Annotated in this window: 15 protein-coding genes and 1 tRNA gene; 4 read left to right on the forward strand and 12 right to left on the reverse strand. The window is 60.2% G+C overall.

The annotated features are described in order from the left end of the window. Positions 1-55: 55 nt before the first annotated feature. Positions 56-2,131: a bifunctional copper resistance protein CopD/cytochrome c oxidase assembly protein gene (locus Clow_RS09870; RefSeq protein WP_055178751.1), complete on the reverse strand. Its 2,076-nt coding sequence runs from the start codon at positions 2,129-2,131 to the stop codon at positions 56-58. Between the two features lie 81 nt (positions 2,132-2,212). Between Clow_RS09870 and nrdI the strand changes: the two genes are divergently transcribed. The 3 genes from nrdI to Clow_RS09885 all read left to right on the forward strand — a co-directional run bounded on the left by nrdI (position 2,213) and on the right by Clow_RS09885 (position 3,806). Beyond that, positions 2,213-2,620, forward strand: coding sequence for a class Ib ribonucleoside-diphosphate reductase assembly flavoprotein NrdI (gene nrdI, locus Clow_RS09875; RefSeq protein WP_055178753.1), 408 nt, complete (start codon positions 2,213-2,215; stop codon positions 2,618-2,620). 1 nt (position 2,621) lies between these two features. Next, positions 2,622-3,629, forward strand: coding sequence for a class 1b ribonucleoside-diphosphate reductase subunit beta (gene nrdF / locus Clow_RS09880; RefSeq protein ID WP_055178755.1), 1,008 nt, complete (start codon positions 2,622-2,624; stop codon positions 3,627-3,629). 103 nt (positions 3,630-3,732) lie between these two features. Beyond that, positions 3,733-3,806, forward strand: a tRNA-Arg gene (locus tag Clow_RS09885). 265 nt (positions 3,807-4,071) lie between these two features. On the opposite strand, the gene Clow_RS11840 is transcribed toward Clow_RS09885, so the two are convergent. From Clow_RS11840 to Clow_RS11845, 7 genes are all read right to left on the reverse strand, one after another. Then, positions 4,072-4,653 carry an LAPAL motif-containing putative phage structural protein gene (locus Clow_RS11840; protein ID WP_483772856.1) on the reverse strand — a complete coding sequence of 194 codons (582 nt, stop codon included), beginning with the start codon at positions 4,651-4,653 and terminating at the stop codon, positions 4,072-4,074. Then, positions 4,654-5,004: a hypothetical protein gene (locus tag Clow_RS11510; RefSeq protein ID WP_055178757.1), complete on the reverse strand. Its 351-nt coding sequence runs from the start codon at positions 5,002-5,004 to the stop codon at positions 4,654-4,656. Between the two features lie 86 nt (positions 5,005-5,090). After that, positions 5,091-5,306 (reverse strand): hypothetical protein, encoded by a 216-nt coding sequence (locus tag Clow_RS09895; RefSeq protein ID WP_156334871.1) that lies wholly within the window; start codon positions 5,304-5,306, stop codon positions 5,091-5,093. Positions 5,307-5,979: 673 nt separating this feature from the next. Then, a complete protein-coding gene (locus tag Clow_RS09900; RefSeq protein WP_055178761.1) occupies positions 5,980-6,636 on the reverse strand; it encodes an NAD(P)-dependent oxidoreductase in 657 nt (218 codons plus the stop codon). A 29-nt stretch (positions 6,637-6,665) separates the two neighbouring features. Further along, the gene (locus Clow_RS11520) at positions 6,666-6,866 is read right to left on the reverse strand and encodes a hypothetical protein (protein ID WP_156334873.1); all 201 of its coding nucleotides are present in this window, start codon (positions 6,864-6,866) and stop codon (positions 6,666-6,668) included. Between the two features lie 158 nt (positions 6,867-7,024). Then, the gene (locus tag Clow_RS11525) at positions 7,025-7,225 is read right to left on the reverse strand and encodes a helix-turn-helix domain-containing protein (RefSeq protein ID WP_211256957.1); all 201 of its coding nucleotides are present in this window, start codon (positions 7,223-7,225) and stop codon (positions 7,025-7,027) included. A gap of 107 nt (positions 7,226-7,332) precedes the next feature. Beyond that, a complete protein-coding gene (locus Clow_RS11845) occupies positions 7,333-8,274 on the reverse strand; it encodes a hypothetical protein (RefSeq protein WP_156334876.1) in 942 nt (313 codons plus the stop codon). Positions 8,275-8,418: 144 nt separating this feature from the next. On the opposite strand from Clow_RS11845, the gene cmrA reads away from it, so the two are divergent. Beyond that, positions 8,419-9,219 (forward strand): mycolate reductase, encoded by an 801-nt coding sequence (cmrA, locus tag Clow_RS09915; protein ID WP_055178767.1) that lies wholly within the window; start codon positions 8,419-8,421, stop codon positions 9,217-9,219. A gap of 68 nt (positions 9,220-9,287) precedes the next feature. Here the strand turns inward: cmrA and Clow_RS09920 are convergent, their stop codons facing one another. Genes Clow_RS09920 through Clow_RS09935 form a run of 4 tightly spaced genes read right to left on the reverse strand, consistent with a single transcriptional unit; the run spans position 9,288 to position 13,115 of the window. Further along, a complete protein-coding gene (locus Clow_RS09920; RefSeq protein WP_055178769.1) occupies positions 9,288-10,073 on the reverse strand; it encodes an ABC transporter ATP-binding protein in 786 nt (261 codons plus the stop codon). Next, positions 10,070-11,176, reverse strand: coding sequence for a FecCD family ABC transporter permease (locus Clow_RS09925; RefSeq protein WP_370871880.1), 1,107 nt, complete (start codon positions 11,174-11,176; stop codon positions 10,070-10,072). Before Clow_RS09925 ends, Clow_RS09920 begins: the two co-directional genes overlap by 4 nt. After that, on the reverse strand, positions 11,173-12,177 hold the full coding sequence (locus tag Clow_RS09930; protein WP_055178773.1) for a FecCD family ABC transporter permease: 1,005 nt from the start codon (positions 12,175-12,177) through the stop codon (positions 11,173-11,175). Before Clow_RS09930 ends, Clow_RS09925 begins: the two co-directional genes overlap by 4 nt. Then, complete coding sequence (locus tag Clow_RS09935) at positions 12,174-13,115, reverse strand: iron-siderophore ABC transporter substrate-binding protein (protein WP_055178775.1); 942 nt, start codon at positions 13,113-13,115, stop codon at positions 12,174-12,176. Before Clow_RS09935 ends, Clow_RS09930 begins: the two co-directional genes overlap by 4 nt. Between the last annotated feature and the right edge of the window lie 83 nt (positions 13,116-13,198).

Raw genomic sequence — 13,198 nt, forward strand, 5'->3', positions numbered from 1 at the left:
CCGAGGGTGCCCGCTGAGGACGCCCCCAAGAAGCCCCTCACCGGGGAAGAAACACCTACCGGCGCTTCCCCTCCCCGAACTCCTCGGTGTAATAGGCCTCATCTCCCGGCTGCTCACCCGCGTTCATTCGGGCGAGCATCGCGTTATAGCTATCCATATCCACGTCCCCCTCCTCCTCGGCGCGGTGATCGTAGTCCTGCGCCTTCTTTTCATCCTCGCGGCGCCACTGGGCAAAGAGCACGCTGAACACGATCACCAGCGGGAAGGCCCCCGAGGCCCAGGCAATTCCGCCGCCCGCGCGCTGGTCGGCCAGCAGGTCCGGCTCCCAGGGCAGGCCCAGGGAGGAGTAGAAATCGCCGGCCAGAATCTCGGTGAGCTGCATGAGGTACACGCCAAAGTACAGGTGGAAGGGCATGGAGAAGATGAGCCAGCCGATTCGCGCCACGGGGGTACCGCGGCGCGGTACGGGGTCGGGGCCGATCATGTCCCAGAAGTAGAGGTACCCGGAGATGAGGAATACCACGTTCATCCCCACGTGACCGCCATGTTCGGAGACCAGGACGTCGTAGAGCGGGGTGAGGTAGAGCAAGTAGAAGATCACGATGAACTGCACGGTATTAAAGCCCGGCGCGGTGATGAACCCAATCACGCGGTTGTTGCACAGCGCCCACACCCATTCGTGCAATCCCGGTGGTTGCCCCTCCCCTGCCGGGGGCACGGCCTCCATGAGGAGGGTCAGCGGCGCGCCCAGCACCAGGAATACCGGCACCACCATCGAGAGTCCCATGTGCACGATCATGTGCATGGAAAAGAGCGCCATCATGTTCATGCCCATGCCGGAACTCATCATCACCACCAGGGTGAGGCAGCCGATGAGGAAGGAGGCCGTGCGCCACCACGGCCAGGTCTTGCCCGCGCGGCGCAGACGCAGCAGCGCCCAGAGGTAGGCGGCGGCCAGCAGAATACCGATGGTGCCGAACATGAGGTCAAAGCGCCACATGCTCCACACATTCCAGAAGGTAGGGCTTTCGTGCAGGTCAAAGCCGATGGCGATGGCCATAGGCGAGAGGTTGGGGTCGCGCGGGGCGGGCGGCGGGGTGCGGCCCATCGTGATGGCGATGCCGGTAATCGCGGCCATGACCAGCACCTCTGCCACCGCCACGCGCAGGAAGGCGGCGGAGCGGGTGGCGTCGTTACGCAACTGTGGAATGGTGATCTGGCGGTGGATGAAACCGAAGAAAGCCAGCACCACCACGCCCGCCGTTTTCGCCACGATGATGAGCCCGTAGGTGGTGGTAAACCACTCGGAAAACTCGATGCGAATCGCGGCGTTAACAATCCCGGATACCGCCATGAAGAGCACGGAAACCAGGGCCAAGGTGGAATAACGCCGCACGGCCACGTCCAGGTGTGGTCCCAGGCGCCGCCCGTGGGCGATCAGGGCCATGAGTCCGCCCACCCACAGAACCAGGAAAATGAGGTGCCAGAGGTAGGAGTTCGTGCCGTAATCGTGATCGCCACCGGCCGCGGAATGCCCCTCCATGCCCAGTGGAATCACCGTGAGAATCGCGCCGCACAGCAGCGCGGGTTGGCTGCCCCACGTGCGGGAAAAGAGCCCCAGCGTGCCGACGACCCCGCAGATCAGCGCCACCCACAGCCAGGCCAGGGCCGTGGAGACCTGGCTAATTGCCACGCCCCAGGCCTCCGGCTGCAAGGTTTGTGCAAAGGGGGTGCCGGAGACGTCGGAAAGCGTGAGCGGAATCATCAGCAGCGCCACCAGGCCAAAGCACAGAATGCTCAGCGAGCCGGTGCGCGCGGCGATATGCCCGTCCACGCTCAGGCGCGCCCGGGTGAGGGGTTCGGGACGCGGGGCTATGTAAAAGGAGGAGGCGAGGAAAGAACCGACTCCCAGGGAGGCCAGAATCCAGCCCATCGCGCGGAAGAAGGGCAGGCCCGCCGTGGTGAATCGGCCGGGATCGGGAATACCCAGGGCCACCAGAGAATCGCTGAGGAAACCCCAGGAGATCGTCATGCCCACGGTTCCCGCGACGAGGGAAAAGAGCAGGTATAGCGGCCAGGAGCCGCGCGCCTGAGTGCGGCGCGGGGCTTCGGGTGAGGCGGTGGTGCTCATGGATTACACCCTACTTCCCCACCGTGGCGGGCCCTACCAGGCCGTTGGAGTTCAACAGATTGAACTTTTAATATCGTTAGCATGAAATCTCGCCCGCCCGACATCATCTACTTCTCCTCGGCCTCGGAGAACACCCGGCGCTTCGTGGAGAAACTTCACCTCCCCGCCCTGCGTATTCCCCTGCGGCGCAACGACGCCCCCATCCACCCCACCCGCCCCTTCGTTCTGATTACCCCCAGTTACGGCGGAGGTGACCCCGCCCGGGCCGTGCCCAAGCAGGTGATTACCTTCCTCAACGATCCCGCCCACCGCAGCCTGCTACGCGGCGTCGTGACCAGTGGGAACACCAACTTCGGCAGCGCCTACTGCTGCGCAGGCCCCCTTATTTCCTTCAAATGCCATGTGCCCGAGCTCTACCGATTCGAGCTGCTGGGCACCTCCCGCGACGTCGCCCGCGTACGACACCTCCTCACCGAAAGGACGTTCTGACATGCACTACATCGACCGCTCCACCCCGCCGAGCCAGTGGCGCACCGCTACCGACGCCCCCATCCGCCCGATCAACTGGAACCTACTGGAAGATTCCAAGGACACCGAGGTGTGGCGGCGCCTGACCAGCAACTTCTGGCTGCCGGAAAAGGTGCCGCTCTCCAACGACGTCCCCTCCTGGCAGGCCCTCGACCCCGCCCACCGGTTACTCACCGTACGCGTGTTCACCGGGCTCACACTCCTCGACACCGTGCAGGCCACCGTGGGCGAGCCCGCCCAGATTCCCGACGCCCGCACCGAGCAAGAACAAGCCGTGTACACCAATATCGCCTTCATGCAATCCGTGCACGCGCGCTCCTACAGTTCGGTGTTCTCCACCCTGTGTTCCACCCGGGAAATCACCGAGGCCTACACCTGGGCCATCGACAACCCCCTGCTCCAGCGCCGCGCCACCGCCGTGCTGCGCCACTACCACGGCACCGACTTCCTCAAGCGCAAGGCATCCGCCACCATCCTTTCCTCCCTGCTGCTCTACGCTGGGTTCTACCTGCCCCTGTGGTTCTCCACCCGCGCGGCCATGCTCAATACCGCCGACATGATCCGCCTTATCCTGCGCGATAAAGCCGTGCACGGCTACTACTCCGGCTATAAATATCAGCGCGGGCTGGACGCCCACCCCGAGCGCCGGAATGAAATGCACGAGTTCACCCACACGCTCGTGGCTGACCTCCTGAAACTAGAGCGCGAATACTCCTCCGAACTCTACGGGCTGGTGGGTAATCCCGGTATTGAGGGAGTGATGGCCTTTGTGCACTACAACGCCAATAAAGCGCTGATGAACCTGGGTTACGCCCCCGCCTACGAAGAGGAGGCCGAGGCCGTGGAACCGGAGATCTTGGCCGCACTTACTCCCGACGCCTCCGAGACCCACGACTTCTTTAGCGGTTCCGGTTCTAGCTACATCATCGGGGCCACCGAGCCCACGGAGGAATCGGATTGGGACTTTTAGGGGCGTTTTATTGTTTCTTGCGGCCCCTCCTGTGGGCCGTTGGTTCCCCTCCGCAGCGATACGCTAAAATCTCCGTGGCGGTGCCGCTTGCGACGCCGCCCCAGCCTCCGTAGCTCAGTGGATTAGAGCAGTGGGTTTCTACCCCATTGGTCGCGGGTTCGAATCCTGCCGGGGGCGCTTTCATCACACCCCGGTTGAGTAGGGAAAATGGCCTACTCAACCGGGGTTTTCGGGACTATACGTCATGAAGCGTGTCCACAGCACCTACATTTACCCAGGCTAGGAGCGGGGAGCCTCATACCTAAACAAGTTCCAAGCTCCGGTGGTGGCAGCCACCACAGAAGGAACAAGAACAAGCGGATCTAATCCGTTGTGCTTGATAGCCCAGTAAGACAACACGCCACAAACAATCCCCACGACCAGCAGGGAAGCGCTGGCAACATCAACCCTCCGACGCTGAGCCGTCTGCGGTGTGGGTACTACCTTCTTTGATTTCAACGGCCGTCCAGGTAGTTTTTGTTCTACCATTTTTGGTGGTTTTATCTTCTCGGATTCGGAATGTAAATACGTCACCTTTTCCCACCTTCTTTCCACTAAAAACTTTAGAAAGGAAGTCCCCATCTTCAATAATTACAGTCCTGGACTTAGATTGCCCACTAACCAATATCTTCCACTTGTTCTCAGAGAATGAAATTGTGTCCAACGTTGCCTTATTGATGAAAAACTTGGGAGTGGCTACGATCTCCGCTTCGGGTTGAACCAATTCATAATCTTCTTCAGTGAGGATTATCTCTTCGGAATCTTCATTATTGCCTTCTATAGGACCATTGTAGACATGTAACTCCTCTACGCGAGGGTCTGCTAGTCCCGCCATTATCTTTCGAAGGTGCTTCTTCCGTCGTTTACTTTTTCCATTTAATTTCTCCCAAGCCTTTGCGGGAATCTCATCTACCGTACCGTCAGACCACTTAACTTTTACATTTCCATTGTCGAGATGGTCAAAGTCAGATGGTGTAGCCCTAATCTATTTGGTGACCCACCATAGAATCTGACCAATGGTAGGAACGCCGCCGAGAGCAATGAGTTGTTCATTCTCTTCTATGAAATGGGCAATCTCAATAATGAACGATCCCTCTTTTGCGGGCCTCACAAAGACCTCAGTACCACCCACCGTATCACTATCGTGGAACACACCCGCATCGGCAAAATCTTCCTCTAGCTCAGTAACACCCTGGAGGACTTCTGCCACTGCCATCGCGCGCAGCTCGTGCAATGGGCTTCCATCCTCCTCCTTTCCTACGAAACGCAAGGTGAGGATACTATCTCCGTCTCCTAAGAAGGTAGCTGCATTCGGGAGGCTCTTGTTATCCGTCATGGGTGGATCATATCGGTGACACCCTGCCTAGCGCTACACTTTTGCACCACTTTCTTCCTAAAACAGGAGCCACGCGGGGCCAGGGCTTACTCTACGCCCTTGCACAGCGCCTCGGGAACCTGCAGGCGACGCCGAGAGGGGATCAGGCCACGCAGCACTCCGATGTGCTCAATGGCGGCCCGGAGTACTCCGGTTTCCTCACGAAGTTCTTCTATCCGGGCGTCCCACTCCGCAAGCTTCGTCTCGGTCCACTCCTGAATGTCATTCACCAGGGCCTTGTCCTGCCGGGGTGCTTTCACCACACCCCAGTTGAGTAGAAAATAGCGTTTTAGCTGAGGTTTTCCCATTTTTACGTGTGACAAGAAAAGGTGGATTGCCGCCGCGCATGTCGTGGAACGCAGATACACCCGGATAGAGAACTACGGAATTACGTATTCCACACCTGCTAACTAAGAGGAGCAGCCATGACCTACACAATCCTCGACGCCGAAGGCTGTGTTCATTGGACAGCTAAGCAGTGCGCAAACTATATCTGCATAGCCCCAGATACATGGACCTCGTACGTTTCTCACGGACAAGCCCCTGTTCCGGTAGGAAGATTTGAAGGCTTGCGCCTCTGGGACGCCGAAGAAGTAAAAACCTGGCACGCAAATCGCCCCTCATCGAAAAAATCTTCTAACTCGTAGCGGGCTTCGACGCTCCCCGTCCCATCACCCCGATACCCTCAGCCGAAACACATCGTATTCAGCAGAAAGGGATCTCCCCATGACCTACGCTAAAGAACTAGCAGGCTACGCCCTCGGCGCCGCCTTCATCGCCTGGGTAAATGGCCCGAAGTGGGTTACTACCATCGGCTACGTCTCTAATAGCCGGTTGCGCAGTATCCGCCACAGTGCGCGCCATTGTTCGGGAACGCAGCTAGAACGTCAAGCTTTTCGACACCCCGCTATCACCGGGGCGTCGGCACGCACTCCCCTAGTTAGCAGCAGGCTTCCATCCATTCGGGGTGGTAATGAGCAACCGCTCGTGGACGGTACTGGGGTCCGTCACGATGTTGAGCAGCGCGCCTGCGGCATTATCCATCGGCAAGGTGGGCAGGCCCGGCACCTTCGCCACGGCCCTCAAAGGCTTGACGGCTGCCGTCTCTGCCAGGGCCTTCTTATCCTTCAGATTCACCGGGTAGGCGATGGTCCAGTCCAAGCCGGAAGCCTGCAAAATCTCATCAGCGGCGGCTTTGTCCGCCAGGAACTTCCCCAGGGCCACTTTATACACGAGGGTGGCAAAGCCCGAGGCCTTCTCCACGGTATCCCCGGCACCGAACACAGAAACCAAGAGGAGTCTCTTCACGCCTGCTTTCTTGGTGGCCTCGATAATCCCGGGCAGACGGTCCTGCATGAAGGTCGCATCGCTGGTCTTGCCGGTGATGGATACCACCACGGCGTCGGCACCCCGGGCGGCAGCCGCCAGAGCCTCGGTGTCCTCGGCGGCACCCTGCACCACGGACACATTTTTCTGTTGCGGCACCGCTTCTGGGCGGCGCGCAAAAGCAATGACGTCGTGTCCGGCTTGAGCCGCCTGCGTGGCAAAGCGCGAGCCGACGTTTCCAGTTGCTCCCAATACAACAATCTTCATGGTTTTCTCCTTCTTTGAGTTTCTTTTTGTTAAGCGTCAAAATCTGCCAGGGAAACGCCCAAGGCACCTTCCAGGGTGGAGATACATAGAGCAATAACCTCATCGCGGTTGAGATTCCCGGAATCAATAGACTGCCGGGCAACAGATTCCACAAAGGCCAGCCACCCACTCAGCGCTAAGCGATTGCGGGGCGTATCCGGCTGCTCCGTACCTTCCAAAAGCCAACGCACACCTGTACCGCCGTCATCGCCGAGGCCGGACTATATAATTCCCGCACCCCGCCACTGCTCGCGGCAAAGAAATCAAGGTAAGCACCCAGTGCCCGGCGCAGATTCTCCTGCAAAGAAAGCGCAGGGTCCGGCTCGGTTGCTTTGAGTAGCCGCTCCGATTACCGGCGCAGCACCGCCTCTAGCAGGGCTTCCTTCCCGGCAAAGTAGTGGTACACCAGTGCCCTCGTCACCCCGGCGTCCCTGGCGATAGCGCTGAGCGACGCCCCGGCAATGCCGTGGCGGGCAAAGTGCTCGGCGGCAACGCGAACGATCTGCTCAGAACGATCAGCGGAGCCCATACGACGAGGATTATTTGACACATGTATAACCATGCATACATTTAGGCAGATGCCAAATAGTGGCAATCCCCGCTTAACTTACGGAAAATAATCCCCTGCGGTACAGAATGAGATTTAAGAGAAAAGCATCAAGACATCCATTTACTATCAACATATCCAATATGGGTAGATATATCTGCCGCACGCTCAAGATCGATTATAACTCTTTTATCTTTACTCCAAATTTTCCCATCCACTTTCTTCATACATTCTTTCATACTATCTTCCCCCAATTTAAACCAAAAATCAACATTCCGCGCAGCCAAAAAACGTTTATCAAATACAGCCCACCGCGCCTTCGGCCACGGAATGGCTCTAATTCCGCCTATAATACTATCATGGTAGAGCATAAAAAATCTACAAATATCTCTAGATGCAATTATAAAGTACTCTTCAATTGTTTCATATCCAAGTTCTGAACTTTCAGCAATAACTCCAGCCTCCACCAAATCCCTAGAAAGGCGGGCAGCAAATCCCTCAAAAGTATCATCCCATCCCCACGGTATAAAAATTATATCTTGGAAACCGTTATCTTCTTCAGAGAAATTCATCACATTAACATTCCATCTATTACCAGCATATACCAAACGGGCATACAAATATCTATCGCCAGAAATTCTAAACATCACCCCCTCGTCAGATATTCCACCACCCCTAGCGACCCCTTTCAATAGCGCTATGGCCTCAGAGATTCCCGGCAATTCATCCTCCCCCATTGAGGCAATCCTCTCCAGCACTTCATTTGCATCCATATATTCTTGCGCCAACTTATCAACCCCGCTTTCAAGACCATCAATCATTTTATCAACCTTCGCCCCAATGCCCCTAACATCACTTTCTATAATATTAATCCTGGCTGAAATTCGGGATGAGAAAAAATTAATTGGCGCAATAAGGGCTACTGCAGTTCCTACATTCAGAGAAAGATTTGACCACCAGCCATAGTTAAATCTAGCAAGGACTGCAGAAGATGTCAGAAGCGCCAAACCGAGAATAGAAGTTAATAATAGCCATAATATTCTCTTATCCACTTAAAAATCTCCACAACTTTAAAATCGAATGGAACTACTTGTCAAATTGATTTATATTTTTCGAGTACATACTCCTACAGACACAGCTTACACCCGGTAGCATGGGCCGGGACGTCGATAAGCACTCCTCACAAAGGACTCCACATGGCTCTGCCCTCCCCCCGCCCGAACTCCTACGCCCTGATTACTGGTGCCAGCCAGGGAATCGGTGAGGCGATGGCCCGCGATCTCGCCGTTGCGGGGCACAACCTGATTCTGGTGGCCCGGCGCGAGACGGTGCTTGCCGACCTCGCAGCGCGGTTAGAAAAGCAACACGGCGTGGAGGTGGAGGTATTCGCCTGCGATCTCTCCAAGGAAGCCGAGGTCACCCGTCTGATCGAGCATCTAGAAAACCGCCGGGTACACATCACCATTAATTCCGCCGGTATTGCCTCCTTTGGCCCCTTTATGGAGCAGGATTGGGATTATGAGACTAATCAGTTCCAGCTCAATGCCACGGCGGTATTCCGCCTGACCCGCGCGGTGCTCGGCCCCATGCGCGAGCGCGGCGAGGGGGCTATTTGCAATGTGGGCTCGGCGGCAGGCAATGTGCCCATTCCCAATAACGCCACCTATGTATTCACCAAGGCCGGGGTAAATGCCTTTACCGAGGCCCTGCATTATGAGCTCAAAGGCACCGGTGTGCACTGCACTCTGCTCGCTCCTGGCCCGGTGCGCGAGGCGCATATCGACCCCGCCGAGGCCAGCATTGTGGATAAGGTGGTGCCCGATTTCTTGTGGGCCACCTATGAATCCTGCTCCCGCGAAACCTTGGAGGCGATGGCGGCCAACAAGCGCCGCGTGGTGCCGGGGCCGCTTTCTAAGGCCATGAACGCTCTTTCCGCTATTACCCCCACCGCCGTGATTTCCCCCATCATCGGGCGCTTTTACTCCAAAATGGGATAGCAAAAAGTAAAGCACCCCGCAGATCACAGCGTGATTCTGCAGGCCGACGCCCCCCCCCCAAAAAAAACCTACCCCTCAGAAACAATCCCCCTCGGCACGATCACCGGCGCATTGCCCTGGGGGTTCGGCCACACCTCGGCGTTAAGCCCATAGGCGCGGGCCAGAACCTCGCTGGTCAGCGCCTCATTCGGGGCACCCTGGGCGATCACCTGCCCCTCGCGCATCACCACCATCTCATCGGAGTACTCCCCGGCCAGCATGAGATCGTGGAGCACCATCACCACCGTGCGCCCGTCGCGGGCCAAATCCCGGCATAAAGCAAGGGTGGAGAGGGCGTGCGCGGGGTCGAGGTAGGTGGTGGGTTCATCGAGCAGCAGCACCGGGGTTTCCTGCGCGAGCGCCAGCGCCAGCCACATGCGCTGGCGCTGCCCGCCGGAAAGTTCGGCTACCTCGCGGTCCACCAGGGCGGCGGTGTCGGTGCGCTCCAGGGCGGCCTCGATGGCGGAACGGTCGGCGGCGCTATTGCCGCCCAGCCAACCCCGGTGGGGGTGTCGCCCGCGGGCCACCAATTCGCCCACCCGCAGCCCCGGAGGGGCCATCGGGTGCTGTGGGAGCAGCGCCACGGTGCGCGCGGCCTCCTTGGGTTCGAGGCCGTGCACATCGGTGCCGTCCACGGTCACGCTCCCCTTGCGCGGGCTAAGCAGCCGGGACATCGTTTTGAGCAGCGTGGACTTTCCGCAGCCGTTAGGACCCATGAGCGTGGTCACCTGCCCCTGACGGGCGGTGATGTTCACCCCGCGCACAATATCGCACTCCGGGGTGTACCCGGAGTAAATCTCTCGTGCCTCGATCACAGCGCTATTCCCTTCTTTGTTTTCCGTGCGGCCGAGGCCACCAAGATCACCAGCACCACACCGCCCAGCGCGGAGGTGACCAACCCCACTGGGATACTCACCGGTAGGCGCGTGGCGATCACCGAGCACACCAGGAGCAGGGCCGCGCCTAAAGCAGCGGAGTTCCACGGCGGCGGGGTGGGCGAACCACTGAGCAGGCGGGCTAGTTGCGGAGCCACCAGAGCCACAAACCCGATGGGCCCCACCACAGCCACCACCACGGCCACAACGCCGGTGGCGGCAATAAGCAGGCAGGCGCGCACGCGGTTTACCCGCACGCCCAGGGAGGTAGCTAAGGCGTCGTCATGGCCCAGCATGGTCAGGTCGCGCGATTGCAGCAGGCCGAGTGCCAGGAAGGGCAGCAAGCCCAGAAGCATGGGGGCGATGGCCTCCCAGCGCACGAAGCCGGTGGAACCGGCGAGCCACACCTGGGCGTCGGTAGCCCGGGAGAGGTCCGCGCGTGCCAGGGCGTAATACACCAGCGCTTGACAGAGCAGCGCCAGGGCAAAGCCAATGAGGATCACCTGCTGGGAGGTGCCAAAACCACCCAGCACCAGCAGCAATACCACGATCACCGCCGCGCCCACGAGCGCCAGGATAAAGCGCCACCAGAAAGTGTCCACGCCCTCGGCCCAGGCGGGGCGGTAGAGCAGGGTGCCCGCCACCACGGCTACCGACGCCCCGCCGGAAACACCCAGCACGTCCGGGGAGGCCAGCGGATTGCGCGACATCGTTTGGGTCCAGGCCCCGGCGATACCCAGGGCCGCGCCCACCACGGCAGTGGCGATGGCAACGGGCAGGCGAATATCCCACACCACCGTGACCACGCTATGTTCCCCGCCGCCGGTCAGCGCCTCGAATACCTGCGCCGGGCTGAACTGCATCGGCCCGGAGCCCAGCAGCACCAGGTAGGCCGCCGCTGCCAACAGCACCAAACCCGCCAGGCTCAGCCCCGAGCGCCAGAGGCGACGCCGTCGCCGGGCGTTCATCTTCTCCCGCACGGTAGCGCGATCGTCGGCGGCGCGCTCGTCGGAAGCCATAGAGGAGGTTGTAGAAGCACTCATAGCCCCACCTCCACCGAGGATTTCAAGCTGCGGAAGCGCCGCACCGCCCAGATCACGATGGGCGCGCCCACCACGGCCATGACGATGGACATTTCCAGCTCGCCCGGCCGCATGACCACGCGGCCCACAATATCGGCGGCCAGCGCCACCGCCGCGCCCACGAGCGCGGTGGGAAGCAGCATGCGGCGCAGCTCCGGGCCGGTGAACACGCGCACCAGGTGCGGGGCGGCAAAGCCCACGAACACCAGCGGCCCCACCGCCGCCGTGGCCGCACCGGCCAGCAGCACCACCGCCAGCACGGCCAGCAGCCGCACCCGCGTGGGCGAGGAACCCAGGGCCACGGAGGCCTCCTCACCCAGAGAAAGAAGATCGAGCGGGCGGGCCACCAGGGCGGCCACGAGCCCACCGACGATCAGCCCCGCCGCGGCCACCGCAATATCCTCCGCGCCGCGCCCCTGCGTGGAACCGAGGTTCCACTGCCGCATGCCGTCAAGCACCGCGCTGGATTGCAGGGCCATCGCGGTGGTCAGCGCTTGCAGCGCCGCGCTCACGCCCACACCCACGAGAATCACCGTGAGTGGGTCCAGCGAGGCGCGCGAGACCAGCAATACTATCGACGCCGCCACGGCAGCCCCCACCAGAGCCATCGCCAGGCGTCCGCCCACGGCGGTGATTCCCAGCGTCATGCCCACAGCCATCGCGCAGGCCGCACCCGCAGTAATACCGATGAAACCGGGATCGGCCAGGGGGTTGCGCGTCCACGCCTGGGCAATGGCACCGGCCATGCCCAGGGCAGCCCCCACCAGGAGGGCCAGGATGGTGCGCGGCACCCGCAGGTGCCACACCACGTGTGCGGAATCATCAGCGCTACCCGGCCCGTCCAGGAGGGCCTGGGCGACCTCGGGCAGCGGCATGATGCGCGAGCCCAGAAACAGAGAAAAGACGATAAGAACCACCACGGCGGTGGCCCCTATCGCCAAAATGGGTGCGGAACGCCTCACAGCTGCTCGTCGAACTTCTTGATCGCCCACGGAATAGTCACCGGGTTGGGCATGCTCATGGCGTTGCTGGTATCGGTGTCCATGTAGTACACGCGGCCATCGCGGGTGATGTCGAGGTTCTGGAAGGTCTCGTCGGACTTCAGGGCGTCGGCGGTGCCGTTGTAGTCCAGCACGAAGAGATAATCCAGCTGGTTGAGGTCCTGGTAGTTCTCCGGGGCGTAGGTCTGGAAGAACGCGCCATCGGTGCCTTCCAGGGCCTCGGGGATCTCAAAGCCCAGGTCCTCGATGAATTGGCCGCGCCCGTCGCCGGAGGTGTACACGCTGATCTTGCCGTCGTAGGGCATCACGGCGGCGGCCTTCTTGCCCTCCATCTCGGGGTGGGCCTTGCGGAAGTCCTCAAAGGCCTTTTCCGCCTTCTCGATCAGATCCTCGCCCTCATCCTTCTTATCCACCGCCTGAGCGATCTGGGTTACCTGCTTATCCCAGGGAATCTGCCAATCGGTAGTGCCCTCCGGCTTGAGGGTGGTGGGGGCGATCTTTTCCAGAGCCTCCTTGGCCTGGGCGTCCACGGCACTGTTCACGGCGATGATCTTGGAGGGGTCGGTGGCCGTGATCTGCTCGATGATCTCCGCGCTGTAGCCCTGGCCGGTGCCGTAGATAACGGTGGGCTTGGCGTCGCCCAGCAGTTCCTTGGCCCACGGCTCCACGCCGCTGCCGTCGCCCTCGGCCTGGGTGCTGATGGAGGCCACGGCCACCGGCTTGATTCCCAGAGCCAGGAGGGTATCGGCATCGCCCAAGCCCAGGGCAGCCACGCGCTCGTTGGAGGCGGAGGAACCCGCCTCATCGCTGCTCTGGGTGTCCTCGGCGCGGGAACAGGCGGTGACCGCCAGCGTGGAGGCGAGCAACACCGCACTCAGGCGGCGGAGGGAAGAGGCCATGAATCTTGTGTCCTTTCTCAAAGGGGCACCTCGGGATTTTCGGCATGTCACACACCAAAATCTCCTTTAGTACATAAGGTTTG

Origin of the sequence: Corynebacterium lowii, assembly GCF_001412085.1 — a bacterium.
GTDB lineage: Bacteria > Actinomycetota > Actinomycetes > Mycobacteriales > Mycobacteriaceae > Corynebacterium > Corynebacterium lowii.